Here is a 16,868-nt window from a genome sequence, read left to right as displayed (position 1 = left end):
TATACTCTGAGCCGTGCGTTGGTACCTGTGCTATTCGCTGTCCTATCAGAATGTCGCTGATCTCATGGCAGAACGCGGCATCGCCATTGATCGCTCGATTGTGTATCGCTGGGTGCAGAAGTTCGGTCCCGAGCTGGCGAAACGGACCAAGAAGCACCAGCGGCGGGCGAGCGTCGACTGGCACATCCCCTCTCGGTAGATCACTGCGTGATCGCCTGCCTGGCGCGGGATGAGACCTACATCCGCGTCGGCGACAAATGGCGCTACCTATGGCGAGCCATCGATGCAAAGGGACAGATGGTCGACTTCCGGCTCACAGCACGGCGAGATGCAAAAGCAGCGAAGACCTTTCTGAATAGAGCGGTCGAACGCGTTCGCCTGCACCGACCGGTCACGATCTGTACTGACAAGGCCCACACCTACCGGCGCGTCATCCGTGAGATCGACTACCGATAGGATCCACATTTTGACAGCATCCGACATATCGACAAAAAGTGGCGAAACAATCTCATTGAAAGCGATCATGCCGCGATGAAACGGCTGCTTTGATACCGCCAGAGTTTCCGGTCCTTACGATCAGCCAAGGCAACCCTGAGTGGGATAGAAACCATCCGAACCATCAAACGCGGCCATATCCATCACAGGCGACCAAGCTTCACGGGCAAGATCGAATTCATCAGCATGCTGTTCGATATTGCCGCGTGCCCCTAGGTCTGCACTGACGCCAGCCTCGACCAAAAGGAATTAACGCAACAGTACCCTCAAACAGATCGCTAATGGTCGTCTCCGCAAAACCCTTTTCCCAAAACCTATCGGTGACCGCATCGATAATTTTACCGTCATCTGTGATCGCCGGGCGATCGCGCTGAATATTGTTGAACCCACCAGTCTTTTAATTCTCGCGATTTATGAACTAACGAGCATGTTAAATATAACTAGCAGGAGATTAATTCCGTGACCTTCTTCCGGACCACCGCAATGATCACGGTTGCAGCAATGCCTACGGTACTGATCGCTGAAGTGTCAAAGCTGAGCCTTACCGAAATGCCGCTGAACCAAACACCGATTGAAGGCGTGTCGTCGGCCATAATGTCCGGAGCGATGGATGCCGAAGGTGCTTTCGGCGCGAATGCGATTATGAAAGCCTGCAGCATTTTTCCACCGCACAGCCATCCCAACGCCCGTATGTCCTTGGTCGTCGAGGACACCATGTATCTGGGGGTCGGGACTTCCATCGATCCAGATGCGGAACAGGTGTTCGAGGCTGGTACGGTTGTACTCACACCCGAGGGCGTTCCGCACCGGATGGCGGCGCGAGACGGCGACGTCCAAATGCTTGAGATAAGGACTGGGCCGACCACGACTGACTGGACAAACGAATAGTCAGACCTGCAACCATATCAAATACTGACGAAAGCCGCACGTATGCCAGCGTACCACGAGGCATTAACGGGATATTGAGCGGCCATATCTCAACGACAACTTTGGCGCCATGGATCCCATCATAATTTTCCGCGAATCTATTAGGAGCGATGATGATCTTCGGATCGAAACGCTGTGCGCTTCAAACACAGGAACAGACGTAAACAAACCGACTTTCATTCGTCTTGCATATCGGCCTGATCTCGTTGAAAAACTTATCCGATCTTATCAGCTTGGAGCGGTTATCAAGGCAATCCGTTTGGCCTGTGGATTCTCCACTTGCTTCGTCAGGTGGAGCCCGGAACTATTGGCCCGAGCTTCATCAGTTTGCGGGGATTCTGGGCGGCAGCTGTGAGAGCCATCTCGATTTTCTTGCGACAATTGTAAGCTGTCAGGTTGAGCTCCGAGTGACGCACGAATAGACCGATTTCAACGCGGCAAAGCACCGTGTAGGAACAAGAGCACTGCTTTGGATACCTGGCGTCTAATTTGCTTTGTCGAAACTTCATAGTCACCCGTCATCATTGCCTTTAACTCCAGCCCCCCTTTGATCATCTCGGTAAGGGCGCGAGAAGCGACTTCAACGTCAGGCAGGTCCAGTTTGCCTTCGGCGACAAGCGCTGAGAAATAGGTTTCAAGCCGTTCGTAGAGAACAGCGGGACCCGCAGCGTACGCTTGTTGCCCCAAATCTGGTCGCTCTCCCGCCGCAACGATGAATTGGCGCAAGGTTCGCAAGACAGTCGGCTGGAGCAATCCCATCAGGAACTCGGTCCCGATTGCCTCAAGCTGCGATTGGATGGATACCCCGTCCTCCGCGGATTTGGGGACGTGCGTTCCTGATAGGATCCTTCCAAGTTGATCCTTCATGACCGCTTCAAACAAGCCCTCCTTGTTACCGAAAAGATCATAGATATTCCGCCGGGATCCACCCGTACGCGCGATGATCATATCCAGTGATGTCTGCTCAAACCCCTTTTCGATGAATAGTGTCCGGGCGGCATCGAGGATCACCCGCTTTCGCCTGTCTTGAGCAAGGTTAACGGCCTGAGATTTATCGGCACACATCTGACGTTCCCAAAATTCTTCTTGACTTGGTATTTATCAGTACCATATCTGATCGGCAAGACGGTACTGGCAAATACCACGAAAGGTAACGCAATGATCCGCCCCCTCGCCGCCCTATCTGCCGTGCTTCTTCTTATGGCCTGTCTTCCGGGCAACGAAGACGAGACGACACAGTCCGACGATCCGGTGCGAGCCGTCAAAACAGTGGTGGCACAGCATTCGTCTTCGACACAGCTTCGAACCTTTCCTGCCATACTGGAGCCTCCGCAAATTACACAACTGGCATTCGAGGTCGGCGGGCGCTTGGGAGCTGTTGACCTGCAAATTGGTCAGAACGTTGCCAAGGGCGACGTGCTGTTGACGATTAATCCCGAAGACTTCGATTTGCAGAAACAACAGGCGGAAGCCGCGTTGGCCGAAGCGGAAAGCGGGTTGCAAAACGCGCGCGACGAGGCCGACCGTCAAATTCAGCTATTTGAAAGAAACGTTGCATCCCGCGTGGCACGGGATCGTGCCGTTACGGCCCGCGATCAGGCGTTGGCCCGTGTTGAGCAGCTTCGCAGGACTCTTGATCTTGTGCGCGGTAGCAACGCCGACACTCAGCTACTGGCGCCTTTCGATTCAATTGTGAACAGCATCGAGGTTCAGAATTTTGGTGCGGTCCAGCCCGGCCAGCCTGTTGTCACACTCTACCAGGACAACGGGCTTCAGGCCCGCATCCTTGTCAGTTATCATGTCGTCTCCCAACTTTCCCTTGGCGATGCGGTAGTGATACGTTCCGCAGATCAGCCCGATGTCTCCCTTCCTGCCCGAATTTCTGAAATAGCGCGGCGCGCGCCTGCCGTTTCCGCGTTTCCGGTTATCGTCAAACTTGAGGAAACACCCGAAAATTTGCGGTCCGGAATGGCGGTTGAGACGGTCATCGAACTGCCCATTGAGCAAGACACTCAAGGCATCTTGCTGCCCGTAAGCGCCCTTGCCACGCACCTCACGGTAGACCTCGCACGTGTCAGGGCAGACGGACAGAAGCGGAGTGGGCAAGTCTTTGTCGTGAAAGATGGCGTTCTTGCAAAGCGTGACGTGGTAATCGCCGGCATTGACGGCACGGAGATGATTGTCAGCGGCGGTTTGAAGCCCGGTGACCGCGTTGTGACAGCCGGGGTCCCATTTCTCTACCCGGATCAACGTGTCAGCCTGTGGAATGAAACGGCGGAGGTCACTCAATGACCTCTCTCACCGGAATGGGTCTGAAGAACACGCGGGTCACGACGCTGATGATGATTTTGATCGTGGCGTTAGGCCTAGGCACATACTTGGGCTTTCCCAAGCGTGAGGACCCTGCGATCACCGTTCGGACCGCCGTGGTCGTTGCGGCCAACCCCGGTCTTACCCTGACGCAGCTCGAAGAGCTTGTGGCAAGACCGCTGGAAGAGACCGCGCGCGCGATCCCCGGCGTGGATGAAGTGCGCACGCAACTGATCTCGGGCGTGGCGATCCTTCAGATTGATCTGGAGACCTCCGTGCCCGAGGATGGCATTGATGCCGTGTTTTCCGAGATCGACGACGATATGCAGGACGCCGGGCGCGGCATGCCTGCAAACACCCAAGGGCCGATTGTAAACACTGATTTCGGCGATGTCGCGATTGCAACCATCGCTCTGACCGCCGATGGTTTCACGCCCCGACAGGCCGAACGGTTTGCCGAGGACCTGCGCGACCGTATCTATGGCATGGATGAGATTTCTGCCGTTACTCTCTATGGGGTTCAGGAGGAACGCATCTTGCTTGAGGTGGACCGCGAGCGTCTGGCCACCATCGGCACAACGATAAACCCCGTCATCAACGCGCTGCGTGAACAGAACGTGCGGCTCCCTGCCGGGTCCGTCGTTTCGGATGGGCAAAGGATCGCGCTTGAAACCTCCGGTGATTTCGCATCCATCGAAGACATTGAAAACACCCTTGTCGAGTTGTCGGGTATCGGTTTGGTCAGGTTGGGGGATCTGGTCACTGTCCAGCGCGGCCTTGCCGATCCCGTTCAGCAACCGATCTACTTCAATGGCACCCGTGCGATCCTGCTCTCCGCCGAAATGTATGCGGGCGAGGATATCGTAGCAGTGGGCGCGGATCTGCGGGAACTGCTCGCGGACTTTGAGGCAGATCAACCCTGGGGCGTCGAGGTCGCCTTTTCCACTTTCCAGCCAGAAGTAGTGGAGGAGTCCGTCAACAATGCCCTAAACAACATGCTTCAAACCTTCGTTGTGGTCCTGCTGGTGATGTTCGTTTTTTTGGGTTACCAGCAGGCGCTAGTCATTGCCTCAATTGTGCCCTTTGCCGTCGCCTTTGCATTTACACTCATGCCTGCCTTCGGCGTGGAGCTCCAGCAGGTCTCCATTGCGGCAATAATAATCTCCCTCGGACTGCTGGTCGACAACGGCCTGGTGATCATCGAAGACATGGACCGCCGGATCCGCGAGGGTGCTGCGCGTAAGGAAGCAGCACTCGCTGCGGGCCGCCAGTACACCCTACCGCTGCTGATCGCCTCGATCACGACAGTCTCGGCTTTCCTGCCGTTGTTCCTGCTGGATGGCACGGAAGGGGAATACGGCTATTCTCTGGGTGCAGTTGTCGCACTTATGTTGACTGGGTCTTTTCTGTCCGCGCTTTATTTGCTGCCTCTGCTTGCCGTTTGGATCCTGCCGGAACCTCAGAAAAACCAGAAACCGGGTCCTTTTGACCATCTTGCACGCGCATACGGACGCGTTGTGGCCTGGATCATGCGCGCCCCATGGATCGCGGTGCTGGTGACGGTCGGCGTGCTTGCCCTGTCGATCAGCCAGATGGGCAACGTCCGCCAGCAACTGTTTCCGCTGTCGGAGCGCAACCAATTCCTAGTTTATTTAGATCTGCCGAGGGGCACCGATATCTCGGAGACTGAACATGCAACCAAACGGCTCAGCGACTGGCTGATCGATCAAGAGATCAATCCCGAAGTGGTCGATGCCACAGCTTTCGTCGGCTTTGGCGGCCCCCGCTTTGTCTTGACGCTGGACCCTGCGGATACTGATCCAGCCTCCGCCTTCTTCATCGTCAACACAACCACCTTCGAGGCGTCGGCGGACGTCATCGACCGCGCTAACGCTCACATCGCGCAGGCGTTTCCAAACGCCCGTGCGCGGCTCAAACGTCTGGCCATGGGTGGGCGCGAACCAGGGATCGAGGTAGAAATCTCTGGCCCCGACGCCGACAAGCTCCTCGCAGCAGCCTACGAGGTCGAGCAGTCATTCACTTCCGCGCCTGGCATGGTCGAAAATCAGAACGATTGGGGCAGCCGTCTCTTGCGGGGTCGCATCGTGATTGCGCAAGATCGCGTGCGCGAATATGGCCTCAGTTCGCAGACGGTGTCGGAGGCGCTGGAGGGGTTCCTTGACGGCGCGCAAGTATCCGTCTTCCGCGATACCGACAGGCAGATCCCCATCGTTCTTCGCGGCGAGGAATCCGCGCGTGATAGTTTCGAGGACATTGCCAATCTATCCATCGCAACGGATGACCAGATTGTATCTCTCGATCAGATTGCCCAGCTTGAGCCAGATCTGGAATTCTCATCGCAGCGCCGACTGGATCAGCGCCGCACCGTCACCATCAGCGCGATTTCCTCTGAACTCTCGGCTTTCGATCTGGTCAAACACATCCAGCCGACCCTCGACAGGCTGTCAGAGGAGTTGGGCGCTGCCTATGAAGTTAAAATCGGCGGTGAGGTTGAACAGGCTGGCGAAGTCCGCACGAAACTGGGCGCAGGATTTCCGGCTGCGATCACCGTGATGCTGCTCGCGTTGATGATCCAGTTCAACTCGTTCCGCCGTGTCGGTCTGACGTTGCTCTGCGTGCCGCTGGTGGTCGCCGGCGTCCCTCTTGCGCTGATCGGATTTGGCCAACCGCTGAGCTTTTTTGGCACGTTGGGAATGATCGCGCTGAGCGGGATCATCATTAACAATGCCATCGTTCTGATTGACCAGATCGACATCGAACGTGAAGCCCTGCCACTGGACGACGCTATTGTACGGGCCGCGCAGACACGGTTTCGACCTATTCTGCTGACCTCGCTGACCACGGTGCTTGGCCTTGCCCCTATGGCCATCGGCGGCGGTGCCCTGTGGGAGCCGATGGCAACGCTCATGATTGGCGGCCTCGGCATCGCGTCGATCCTGGCGCTCTTCTACGTTCCTGCACTGTACCGATTGCTTTTTTGGGAATCCGACAAGGGATCGCAGCCAGCCAGAACCGCGGGACAAACGGCATGATCAAGGAGAGAGCGGATATCGCTGTCGTCCATGCACGCCCAACCGCGGGGGTCAGGATGCGCGGGGTCGAGTTTGCATCCATCTGGTTGGGGCGAACATTTGATGGTGGAGAGAAACCACGACGCGGAATTTCTAAGCCCCCTGCCATCAGTGCTGCGTTTGCATTCACCAGCAAGGCCGCAGACATGCGCGCCGTCTGAACGAAGGGAATGACGATGACCAATCTTGCAACGCAAGCCAACAGATCAAAGCGCGGCTGGGCGACGACCATGCACGTGTTGCTGGCGCTGATCTTCGCGGTGGCGGGCATCGCCGAACTGCTGGGAATCGAAGCTCTGGTTGCGACCTTCGACACACTGGGATTCGGACAATGGCTGCGGTGGGTCACGGCCGTTCTGGAGATACTTGACGCCGGTCTGATCTTGCTGCCGGGCAGCGTGCTGCTCGCCGCACTGCTGATGATCGGGATATCTGTGGGTGTCACGATAAGCCAGTTGCACTTCATCGGAAACAGCCCTGTCCCGCCACTTGTCCTTATGATCTTGTCATGCACCGCTGCATGGCTATCACGTCTTTCAGATGAGCCACGGTCATGAGCCGTTCGTCACCAGACACGGTGCCAGTGATGCTGGCCTTGCAGGGCGGTGGATCCCACGGGGCGCTTGCCTGGGGTGTTCTTGACTGTCTTTTGACGCATCCGGGAACGACCATCACCGCGCTCAGCGGGACAAGCGCCGGCGCGATGAACGCATCCCTGACCGCTGCGGGTCTTGCCACTGGCGGTCCCGACGCGGCACGCGCTGCGCTGAATGAGTATTGGCATGCAGTCTCTCGCGCTGGCAGGTTCTCTCCGGTCCAGCGGACCGTCTTCGACCGTTTGTCCGACAACTGGAGCCTTGATCGCAACCCAGCCTATCTCGCACTCGACTTTCTCAGCCGGGCCTTTTCGCCCTATCAGTCCAATCCTGCCAACTTCCATCCGCTGAGACGGCTTCTTGAAGAGCAGCTCGATATTGACGCCCTGAACCACCCATCGGCGCCGCGCGTCTTCCTAACAGCAACGAATGTCCGGACTGGCATGCCGCATGTCTTTACGCAGCCTGATCTTTCCATCGATGTGCTTCTGGCCTCTGCGGCATTGCCAAACCTGTTTCAGGCCGTGGAAATCGGCGGCGAAGCATATTGGGATGGCGGATATACAGGCAACCCTGCGCTCTATCCGCTGGTGCGCAGCGGCCTCGGGCAGGATTTGATCCTTGTACAGACCAACCCGTTCTTCAGACCGGATGTGCCACGTACTGCCCGTGAGATCGCAAACCGATTGAACGAAGTAACCTTCAACGCTGCCCTGTTGAAGGAGTTGCGATTTGCAATGCATTTCCGCGATTTAGTGCCTGACATCGACGCCACCCGCTTGCACCGGGTCCTGAGCGATGACGATTTGGCCGGATACGCACCATCGTCCAAGATGAACGTCGAACAGGCTTATCTGGACCGGCTCTTTCGTCAAGGTCATGCCAGGGCGGAGGTTTTTCTGGCCAAGCATGGACAATCGCTTGGGGTCGCGCAGACTTTCGACCCATCACCACTTTTCGCAGAACTGATGTCTGGCGCCGGTATCCCCGACACAGTCACCGCTGCCGCTGAATAGGATGATCTTAAAATGAGCCTGAGCACCGATGTTGCCCACCGTCCATCATTGTTTGGTCGCCTGACGGGCGCGCTGGACAAGATGATGCAGAACTATCTGCCCGATCCATTGGTCATCGTCATTCTGTTGACGTTGATCGTTTTCGGTCTTGGCATCGCAATCGAGGGTGAAACGCCTGTTAGGATGATCACCCACTTCGGCGATGGGTTCTGGGCGCTGCTTGAATTCTCCATGCAAATGGCACTGGTCCTGGTAACAGGGTTCATTTTGGCTTCCAGCCCATTCTTTGATCGGCTTATGGGTCAGTTGGCAAGGCTGGCCAAAACGCCAGGCCAGGCCATCGTACTGGTGACAGTCGTGGCCCTTGGTGCCAGTTGGCTGAATTGGGGCTTCGGACTGGTGATCGGCGCGCTATTCGCCAAGCGGTTGGGCCGCGAAGTGCCCGATGTCGACTACCGCGTGCTGGTCGCTGCTGCCTATTCAGGGTTTGTCATTCAGCATGCCGGGCTGTCGGGTTCCGTGCCGCTCACAGCGGCAACACCGGGCAACTTTCTCGAAGCGGATATCGGGCTTTTCCCCGTGTCGGAAACCCTGTTCGCGCCGTTCAATCTGCTCCTGTTGGTCTGCGTCTGCATCGCCGTGCCGGTCTTAAACTGCCTGATGCTCAACCACGGCGGTCCGGTCGTTCGCGCGGGCGACGTCAGATTCGAAACCGAAGCGGTCCAGGTACCCTCGAAAGGAAAACCGACACCCGCACAATGGATAGAACGCACACCTTTGCTGGGATGGAGCATCGGCGCATTTGGTTTGTCGTTCATCGTCCTGCAGACCGTGAACGGTACATTTTCACTGACACTAAATACCATAAATTTCCTGCTATTGTTCCTAGGCCTTGCCCTGCACGGGTCTGCACGTGCTTTCCTTGCAGCAATGCGGGAGGCGGTTCAGGGCGTTGGCGGAATCCTGATCCAGTTTCCGTTTTATGCAGGTATCATGGGCATGATGATGGGGTCAGGCCTTGCAGCCGGCCTGACCGACCTGTTCGTCAACGGCGCGAGCGCCGAGACCTTGCCGATATTGGCATTCTTCAGTGCGGCGGCGGTCAACATTCTGGTGCCGTCCGGCGGCGGGCAATGGGCTATTCAGGGCCCTATCGTGATGCCCGCGGCACAGGCTCTTGGCGCCGATCAGATCCGCGTGCTGATGGCCGTTGCCTGGGGTGACGCATGGACCAACATGATCCAGCCTTTCTGGGCGCTGCCGGCGTTGGCAGTGGCGGGCCTTTCGGCGCGGGATATCATGGGATTCTGCGTTATCGTTCTTTTGGTAACCGGTGCCATTCTCGTGCCCGGTCTGTTGTGGTTTCCATGACGGTTGTCCTGAACAGGCGCAGTGCCATTTTGGGCGGCGCGGCCATGAAGTTCTGTCGATTGTCCACCGGATTCCGGTAGGCGAGCAAGGCAAGCCTCCGACCCGCTTCAGCACACGCTGATCGTCATTACCCTACTTCGCATCCTATGATGTTTCGGTGCGGCCGATGCACCGCAAGGGACGACTTGAACTCAACTCACCGGCTGCTCCAGACAGGCACGCCGCTATGCAAGCGGCATGAGGACATTCCGCTGCGGACTTTGCCAAAGCTCTGAGAACCGGCGGGGCGGCCGATGCGGAGCTAACCCTTTTCGTTTACGGGTTCAGTTACACCCACGCTGAAAGTGTGATGCACCAGGGACAGATCAAGCAGGACTTTGACCTGCGCGCGGTCCCCAACTGCTGTTCTCCTGACACTCGTTGGGATTGCCCGTCGGCTACGCCTATGACCGCGGCAGCGCCGCCTATTCACGTGACGGGCTGGAGGCCGCGATCAGAATGGTACGGAATAGCAACCGCGACCCGTGTTTCTGATCGGGCATTTCATGGGGGCATGGCTTGTGACGGAAACCCTCACGCAAATCGCGATATCGCGCCGCCCCCTCCGACGACCGCTTGGCGGGCGCTCGCGCTTATCGCGCCCGATATCGACATTTCGGCGTTCCGTCAGCAGGTTACCCGGATTGGCAAGCAGCCTGACCTGACCTTGGTGATCGTCTCTCAAGCAGACCGCGCGTTGCAGGTATCCGCCTGTCTTTCTGGCAGACTCAACGGTTGGGAGACCTGAGCGATCTAGACAAGCTGCGGCGGATGGGGTTGGTCCCGGTGGACCTGAGTGCACTCTCCGACGGAGATTGGGGCGACACTTCAACGCTGCCACCTCACCCACCGCAATTACGCTGCTGGACGGTCTGCGCAGCGGCGTGTTCCTCGACGCCAGCCCGACCCAAATCTTGGCCCGGGCCACGAGCGATACCCGGTAGGATAGCTTGTGCAGTGATGCCGCCGGAAATCTGAAGCAACCAGAACTGAAAAGGGTGTGCTATGACCACGATCAAAGGCGATCACGCCCATGTTTACTTTGACGCGTCAACACTGGACGCGGCGAGGACGCTTTGCGGAAGCCTGCTCACTCATCAGCGCCGAACTGGCATTCTCCTTTCTGGGTGACGCGCAAGAGAAGAGTGATGTCGGCCAACCTGCCTTGTATCTGCTGTCCGGAGTGACCGGACAAATCCACCACGTCGACGCGCCGGATCTTGCCAAAGTGGACGCGGTCGAGACCTGAGCCAAACCCGCGCTTTGGACGCAGGAACAAGGCAACCGGACGAACCGGCAAAACCGGATCAGTGAACTCTGCAAGACTGAACCAAAAGGGGAGGTCCATCATGTCAAACACACTCAAGGTCACCGTGATCGGCAAAGCCATCGTAGGAGAGGATACAGTCGCCTTTAGGTTGGCAGGCCAGGACACCGCCCTGCCCGCGTGTGAAGCCGGGGCCCATATTGACGTGCATCTGCCATCCGGCCTGATCCGGCAGTATTCGCTGACCCGCGCAACCGAAGACAACGGACGCTACGAGATCGGCGTTTTGCGCGACGCAGGTGGGCGCGGCGGTTCCGTCGAAATATGCGATACGGTGCGCGTGGGCGACACGGTCGAGATATCCCCGCCACGCAACAACTTTGGCCTGCACCCAAGCCACGGCAAATCCGTTCTGTTGGCCGGGGGTATCGGCGTCACCCCGCTGCTATCCATGGCCCGAACTCTTGAAGCAAGGGGAGCGGGCTACGAACTGCGCATCTGTGCCAGAACACCGGAACGCGCTGCCTTCCGCTGTGAAATACAAGACGAGGCAATTGCCGCCAATATCATCTACCACTATGACGAGGTCGACGACCCCAACCCGCTGGATATCGCCGCATTCGTCGGTGGTTTGCGCAGCAACGACCATCTCTATGCTTGCGGGCCCACCGGGTTTCTTGACGCGGTGCAGGAGGCGGCTTCACGGCTGCCTGCTGGACACTTTCATCAGGAACGTTTCAAGGCGAACCTCGCCCCGTTGTCCGCCGAGGATGCCGGAGAATTCGAAGTTCAACTCAAGGGCGATGGCCCAGTCTATCCCGTGGCAAAGGAATGCTCGATCCTGGAGACCCTGAGAGAGCAGGGTGTCTCGGTCCCTCAATCCTGCCTGGAGGGCGTCTGCGGCACCTGCATCGTTCAGGTGTTGGACAGCGGCGAGATCATCCATCGCGATACGAGCCTCTATCCTGACGAACAAGAACAGAACTCCGCGATTGCGCTGTGCGTGTCACGCGGTGCGCCCGGATCAAGGATCGTGCTGGATCTCTAGGCAGGAGCACCCTGAGTTTGCGCCCGCCGGTACGCGCCAGGGCTAACCCCGACAATGCGTCGGAACGCCTTTATGAACGCTGCGTCCGACTGATAACCCGATTGCCACGCGATCTCGGAAATCGACAGGTTGGGAGTGCCAAGCAAATGGGTCGCGGCGTCGATGCGGACTCTTGTCAGATACTGGTAGGGGGTCTGCCCGGTCGAATTTCGGAACGTTTCGGCAAACGCGGATCGGCTCAACCCGACCTCCTTTGCGAGACTGTTGAGCGACCAATCTTCTGCGGGGCGTTCGTGCATCGCCCGGATAGCGTTGCGCAACCGCATATCGTGAAAGGCACCGTCCACACTGGCACCTTCGGGCGCAGAACGCTCCATGACACGCTCGATCAAGACAAGCGCGAGCGCTTCGGACATCCGTACAAAAACTGCATCGTGGGTATTGGTACCGGTATCGGCGAGCTCACAGATGACCGACACAGTTGATTTTAGCCTGGGATCTGCGGCGATCTCGGCGCACGTGGCGCTAATCAGGGTTGGCACCAGATCAGGAATTGGATTGATGGACACGGCATGGCGCGCCGCAAAAACCCTTTCGGCCATTCGATTTCGGGTGCGCAGGGCGGCAAACGGCGGCGCGATCGTGCCACGGGCCTGTTGTGGCTCTCCGGGCAGGCGCAGACGGTGCGCGGTGCCTTTGGGCAATCCCACCAGGCCGCCGCGTTCGACACGCTCAAACGCGCCGCCTTCGACAGAGACCTCTATATGGCAGGTCTGCGGAATGTAGAGAGAACTGAACTGTTGCACGGGTACGTCGTAGTGATGTCCTTTTTCAATATGCACGTACCCCGCGTCGATCCGTGACATCCGGATATCCAATAGTGACATCTCTCCTCCTCCCCAAGATTTGGACGAAACTCGATACGCTTCCGGCATCGGGTTTTACCCAAAATGGTATTTATAAATACCATACAGGATTCGGTTTGATGTATCAAATCTCATGTGACAGCGGGATGGGCTTATCCGACAACTTGCGACCAGATGTAAGCTGCTCGAAAACACAACGCAGACGTGGCTTCCCCCTTAGATACAAGATGTCGCTCGGCGCACGTCGGCCCGTAAGAACACACCATTGCTACCGATCGCTTTGCACAACAGCCAGTACCAAGGATGTCGAGTGCTCCTAACTGGGCTGGTGCGCAGGTGCGTCCGGATTGCCGATCACCCACTTCCAAGGGTCGATGCGGCTGGATAAAAACAGACCTGACTGCGCCATCGGATCGTCTTGCTGAAACTGCTCGACAGCGGCGATATCATCTGCGGCGACGACCAGGTGAGATCCGATCATCTCCCCGTGACCGTCCAGAAGAGGGCCCGCCATCACCAGCTTGGCGCCCGGATGATCCGACTTGAGATAGGCGATATGTGCCTCGCGAACCTCCATGCGAAGGGCCGCTTTGTCGGGGTTGTCGTGATTGTTAATGATATAGTGCATGTTTGAAGTCTCCGATTTGTCAAAACTGAAAGGTCTGGGGATCGCCGGAGCCGGCGCATGCGACAAGGTCCGGCCATGCATGCCGACGATCAGGCCCCGCTGACGACGCGCAGCAGTGGGCCGCCTTGCAGCCGGTAGCCATCCTTTTCGCGCGAAAATGTGGCACAGTTTTCTTTGCCGCCGCGAAATTCATTCCACGTCAGGCACATCTGCTGCCCGTTGATCCGCCATTTACCGACGTCGTCCTTCACGGTCGATTGCATCTTGGCGTGTCCGTCGCTGCTGAGCTGAAGAACAAATGTCATCCCGAGGCGCTTCCCCTTGAGCGTCTTGTTCAGAAGTTCTGAGCGCATCTCGGACTCGGTCAGTGGTCCGGCAAGGGCGGGTGTCGCGCCGGAGATCATCAGGGCAAGGGTTGCTGCCGTAAGGGAAAAGGCGGGTGTCCGTTTCATGGTTTTTCCTGTCTTGGGTCGGGTTCAGATTTTTGTGGTAAGACGGTTGCGATTGAGAAAATCAGAAGTAGTAACCGATCTTGAAGGCGATGCCTTCGGCACTGTTGTCGGTAAAGACACCACCACTTGTCGTCGTCGCATCATCAAATTTGACGTAAGTATAAGCTGCCTGAAGCACGACATTGTCGTTCAGAATGTACCGTCCGCCCAACACCAGACCGATTGAGTTCTCGAATGGTGTCAGCCCTGGTTTCGGGCTTGCGCCGCCGGTGCGGTATTCGACCATTCCGGTCAGCGCCAAATTTTCCGTAACGACGCGACCCAATCCCAGTGCGAAATGCTGGGAGTCTGTGAATTGGGTCGGGTTCAGCCCATTGAACGAGATGTCAGCCTCTGACCAGTCAGCCCAGCGATAGCGGCCAAATATCAGGTTCTTCCCGTCCCCGATCGGCAGTTGGCTTCGGAAGTTCAGGGTCAGGGACTGCGGCGTGCGATGTATTGTGTCATTTTCAAGCGGCGTGCCAGTGACCGCCGGCACAAAGGATACCCCGACAGGCGATTCAACATCGGCGATTGCCACCAGACCGTCGTGACGGGGTTTCGTCACATGGGTGTGCTTCACAGCGGATGTGTACTCGGCCGTGAACAACAAGCGGCGCTCAGGTATCTCGAAGGCGTAGCCAAGCGAATACCCCAGCTCAGTGCTGCTGCCGAAATCAAAGCGGACACCGCCACGGTTCAGATACCCTGAGTAGCGTTGAACGCGGACCGATCCGAACGCACTGTGATTGCGCGTGAACTTGTAGCGTGCGGAGATACCCACTTCATCCGCACCGAAATCACCGCCGGTGCCTTGCGCCGGGACCGGCGCACCGGGAGGCGTGCCAAGAGGATACTGCGCCAATAGGCCGTAGGGTTGCGAGAATTGCAGGCCAAAAGACAACTTTTCGTTGACATCGTATTTGATCGCAAATTGAGGCGTGAAAAAATCGCGACCGATATTCCCGGTTGCGACATCACCGCCCGGCGCCGGAAATACGCCGGTGATTTCGGGCATCAGATAGCCCGCACCGATCTCGGCATAACCGCCGGGCTGAAACAGAAATTCGGTGTTGGGCAACGCGCGGTCAAATCCCTCGGCCCCCGCTGTTTCGGACAATACGCATATGCCAATGGTTAGGCCCAAAAGGCCTTTGGTTGAATTTTTCATTGGGGTCCCTCCCTGGGTCCGCCCCTTTTTGCTGGGGTCGGTTCTTATTGGCGGAGCGGTGCTGTTTCAGCTGGTGCTCCGGTCTTGGTCGTTGAAATCTGGGGTTTTGCCAGGCATCATCACTGGGGCGGCGATGCCTGGAACGTGGGCTCGACGATCAACCCGTCGACGCGACCCGTTTTGTGGGCGCGCGGTGTACAAGCGGGTCCAGCCCCATATCTTCACGCAGTTTCATTTCTGCCTTATGTGCATCTTTCATGATCTGCCGCACTTTGACGATGGCCCGGTCCGTCCGGGCCAGATAGTCCAGATCCCAGCGCGCAACGCGGCCTTGTGCCATTTGCATCGGAGCATCTCCCCCGACAAAACAGGCCATCCCCGGCAGCGCGTCCGATTGCAGGGCGCGCGTCAGTACCGTCTGGATCATCTTGGCTCCGACCTTACCGGCTTTCTCGGTCTTGATTGAGCCCATCATCCAGGCTTTGAAGCTGCCGACATCTTCGGGGACGAACCACAGATAGAGCCCGTTTACCTTGCCCTCCATGAACTCTTCGCCGTGGTGCACGAGGTTGGGCATGAACCATCGGATGTCGTCGATCGCCTTGTCACCGCCATGTCCACCAGTGTCGCGGAGATGGGCGTAGATACCGTTGCCCGGGAGTTCCTCAAATGCGACCCCGCCACCCATTTTCTGATCTCCGAACAGGTAACAGCTGCGGTGCAGACATCCGACATGTGTCATGTCGACGGTGTTGTCGAGGCTGTTCAGATAGCTGTAAGGAACATGGAGGGTGTTGCGGATTTCCGTGCCCGGCGCGAACACTTCGTGCGCGTGCGGCATCGAATCGAGGAAAGGTTTGGGTTCCTGCACCCCCATATAAACAAAGATGATCCCCCCCACCTCTTCGGCGGGGTAGGACTTTGCCTTGACCTTGGCACAGGCCGGGCTGTTGGGACCATCGGCCAGAAACGCGACGCAGTTGCCCTGCCCGTCGAAGGTCATCCCGTGATAGCGGCAGGTGATCGTACCAACGTCCCAGACATTTGTCTGACCCAGCGACAGCAGGGGGCCGCGGTGCGGGCAACGGTTTTCCAGGGCGTTCGGCGTCCCGTCGGCATTGCGAAACAGGACGATATTGTCCCCCAGCAATTTGACCGATTGGTGCTCGTTGTGTTTCAGATCATCGGACATAAGCGCCGGATACCAGTATTCTCGCAAGCCCCAGAACGGGACTTCATGCTGATGGGCCTCGATGTAGTCCCACGGAACCTCGGCAAGCGAGTCCGGCTTGTCGCCGTCACCAAAAGGCTTTTTGTACCAATCCGCCATGAAACCGGCGTCAGACGTCAATTCTTGCAATTCAGGTTTTGGGTTGGCGTTTTTCAATCCGCCAAATCCGGGCACGCGACCCACGCTGTTTGCCAGCTTCTTGCCAGTGTATTTTTTCAGATCGCTGCGCAGCCGCCGAAAATAGCTGGTCGTTGGCGCAACGGACGAGAACTGGTCTTCATCTTCCAATGCTTCGCGGATGATGGACATGTCTTTCCTCC

General features: G+C 57.6%; 16 protein-coding genes and 1 pseudogene. 10 read left to right on the top strand and 7 right to left on the bottom strand.

Features of this window, described 5'->3' with window-relative positions:
• Window positions 1–13 precede the first annotated feature (13 nt).
• Window positions 14–711 (top strand): annotated as a pseudogene (locus KIN_RS22805) (IS6 family transposase).
• Window positions 712–954: 243 nt separating this feature from the next.
• Window positions 955–1,383 (top strand): cupin domain-containing protein, encoded by a 429-nt coding sequence (locus KIN_RS16250; RefSeq protein WP_159809046.1) that lies wholly within the window; start codon window positions 955–957, stop codon window positions 1,381–1,383.
• Between the two features lie 468 nt (window positions 1,384–1,851).
• Here the strand turns inward: KIN_RS16250 and KIN_RS22580 are convergent, their stop codons facing one another.
• Complete coding sequence (locus tag KIN_RS22580; protein ID WP_159809044.1) at window positions 1,852–2,487, bottom strand: TetR/AcrR family transcriptional regulator; 636 nt, start codon at window positions 2,485–2,487, stop codon at window positions 1,852–1,854.
• Between the two features lie 93 nt (window positions 2,488–2,580).
• Here KIN_RS22580 and KIN_RS16240 point away from each other — a divergent pair, with 93 nt between their 5' ends.
• From KIN_RS16240 to KIN_RS16205, 7 genes are all read left to right on the top strand, one after another.
• The gene (locus KIN_RS16240) at window positions 2,581–3,714 is read left to right on the top strand and encodes an efflux RND transporter periplasmic adaptor subunit (RefSeq protein ID WP_159809042.1); all 1,134 of its coding nucleotides are present in this window, start codon (window positions 2,581–2,583) and stop codon (window positions 3,712–3,714) included.
• On the top strand, window positions 3,711–6,785 hold the full coding sequence (locus KIN_RS16235; RefSeq protein WP_159809040.1) for an efflux RND transporter permease subunit: 3,075 nt from the start codon (window positions 3,711–3,713) through the stop codon (window positions 6,783–6,785). The genes KIN_RS16240 and KIN_RS16235 overlap by 4 nt, the downstream gene beginning before the upstream one ends.
• The gene (locus KIN_RS16230) at window positions 6,782–6,985 is read left to right on the top strand and encodes a hypothetical protein (protein ID WP_159809038.1); all 204 of its coding nucleotides are present in this window, start codon (window positions 6,782–6,784) and stop codon (window positions 6,983–6,985) included. The genes KIN_RS16235 and KIN_RS16230 overlap by 4 nt, the downstream gene beginning before the upstream one ends.
• Window positions 6,986–7,000: 15 nt before the next feature.
• The gene (locus KIN_RS16225; protein WP_159809036.1) at window positions 7,001–7,381 is read left to right on the top strand and encodes a DoxX family protein; all 381 of its coding nucleotides are present in this window, start codon (window positions 7,001–7,003) and stop codon (window positions 7,379–7,381) included.
• A complete protein-coding gene (locus KIN_RS16220; RefSeq protein ID WP_159809034.1) occupies window positions 7,378–8,436 on the top strand; it encodes a patatin-like phospholipase family protein in 1,059 nt (352 codons plus the stop codon). Before KIN_RS16225 ends, KIN_RS16220 begins: the two co-directional genes overlap by 4 nt.
• A 12-nt stretch (window positions 8,437–8,448) precedes the next feature.
• Window positions 8,449–9,807 carry a short-chain fatty acid transporter gene (locus KIN_RS16215; RefSeq protein WP_159809032.1) on the top strand — a complete coding sequence of 453 codons (1,359 nt, stop codon included), beginning with the start codon at window positions 8,449–8,451 and terminating at the stop codon, window positions 9,805–9,807.
• Between the two features lie 445 nt (window positions 9,808–10,252).
• The gene (locus KIN_RS16205; protein WP_243144952.1) at window positions 10,253–10,594 is read left to right on the top strand and encodes an alpha/beta hydrolase; all 342 of its coding nucleotides are present in this window, start codon (window positions 10,253–10,255) and stop codon (window positions 10,592–10,594) included.
• A gap of 342 nt (window positions 10,595–10,936) precedes the next feature.
• On the opposite strand, the gene KIN_RS16200 is transcribed toward KIN_RS16205, so the two are convergent.
• Window positions 10,937–11,197, bottom strand: a complete 261-nt coding sequence (locus tag KIN_RS16200) for a hypothetical protein (RefSeq protein WP_159809026.1) — start codon at window positions 11,195–11,197, stop codon at window positions 10,937–10,939.
• Here KIN_RS16200 and KIN_RS16195 point away from each other — a divergent pair.
• Window positions 11,196–12,161: a PDR/VanB family oxidoreductase gene (locus KIN_RS16195; RefSeq protein WP_159809024.1), complete on the top strand. Its 966-nt coding sequence runs from the start codon at window positions 11,196–11,198 to the stop codon at window positions 12,159–12,161. The two genes, KIN_RS16200 and KIN_RS16195, sit on opposite strands and share 2 nt — an antisense overlap.
• Here KIN_RS16195 and KIN_RS16190 read toward each other — a convergent pair.
• The 5 genes from KIN_RS16190 to KIN_RS16170 all read right to left on the bottom strand — a co-directional run bounded on the left by KIN_RS16190 (window position 12,158) and on the right by KIN_RS16170 (window position 16,857).
• Complete coding sequence (locus KIN_RS16190) at window positions 12,158–13,048, bottom strand: AraC family transcriptional regulator (protein ID WP_159809022.1); 891 nt, start codon at window positions 13,046–13,048, stop codon at window positions 12,158–12,160. The two genes, KIN_RS16195 and KIN_RS16190, sit on opposite strands and share 4 nt — an antisense overlap.
• Window positions 13,049–13,343: 295 nt before the next feature.
• Window positions 13,344–13,655: a YciI family protein gene (locus KIN_RS16185; RefSeq protein WP_159809020.1), complete on the bottom strand. Its 312-nt coding sequence runs from the start codon at window positions 13,653–13,655 to the stop codon at window positions 13,344–13,346.
• A gap of 89 nt (window positions 13,656–13,744) precedes the next feature.
• The gene (locus KIN_RS16180; RefSeq protein ID WP_159809018.1) at window positions 13,745–14,107 is read right to left on the bottom strand and encodes a hypothetical protein; all 363 of its coding nucleotides are present in this window, start codon (window positions 14,105–14,107) and stop codon (window positions 13,745–13,747) included.
• Between the two features lie 61 nt (window positions 14,108–14,168).
• The gene (locus tag KIN_RS16175) at window positions 14,169–15,317 is read right to left on the bottom strand and encodes an OmpP1/FadL family transporter (RefSeq protein WP_159809016.1); all 1,149 of its coding nucleotides are present in this window, start codon (window positions 15,315–15,317) and stop codon (window positions 14,169–14,171) included.
• Window positions 15,318–15,474: 157 nt separating this feature from the next.
• Window positions 15,475–16,857 (bottom strand): Rieske 2Fe-2S domain-containing protein, encoded by a 1,383-nt coding sequence (locus tag KIN_RS16170; RefSeq protein ID WP_159809014.1) that lies wholly within the window; start codon window positions 16,855–16,857, stop codon window positions 15,475–15,477.
• Between the last annotated feature and the right edge of the window lie 11 nt (window positions 16,858–16,868).

The sequence above is a fragment of the Litoreibacter roseus genome (genome assembly GCF_009811795.1).
GTDB classification, from domain to species: domain Bacteria; phylum Pseudomonadota; class Alphaproteobacteria; order Rhodobacterales; family Rhodobacteraceae; genus Litoreibacter; species Litoreibacter roseus.
This window is presented reverse-complemented; position numbering and strand designations above follow the sequence as displayed.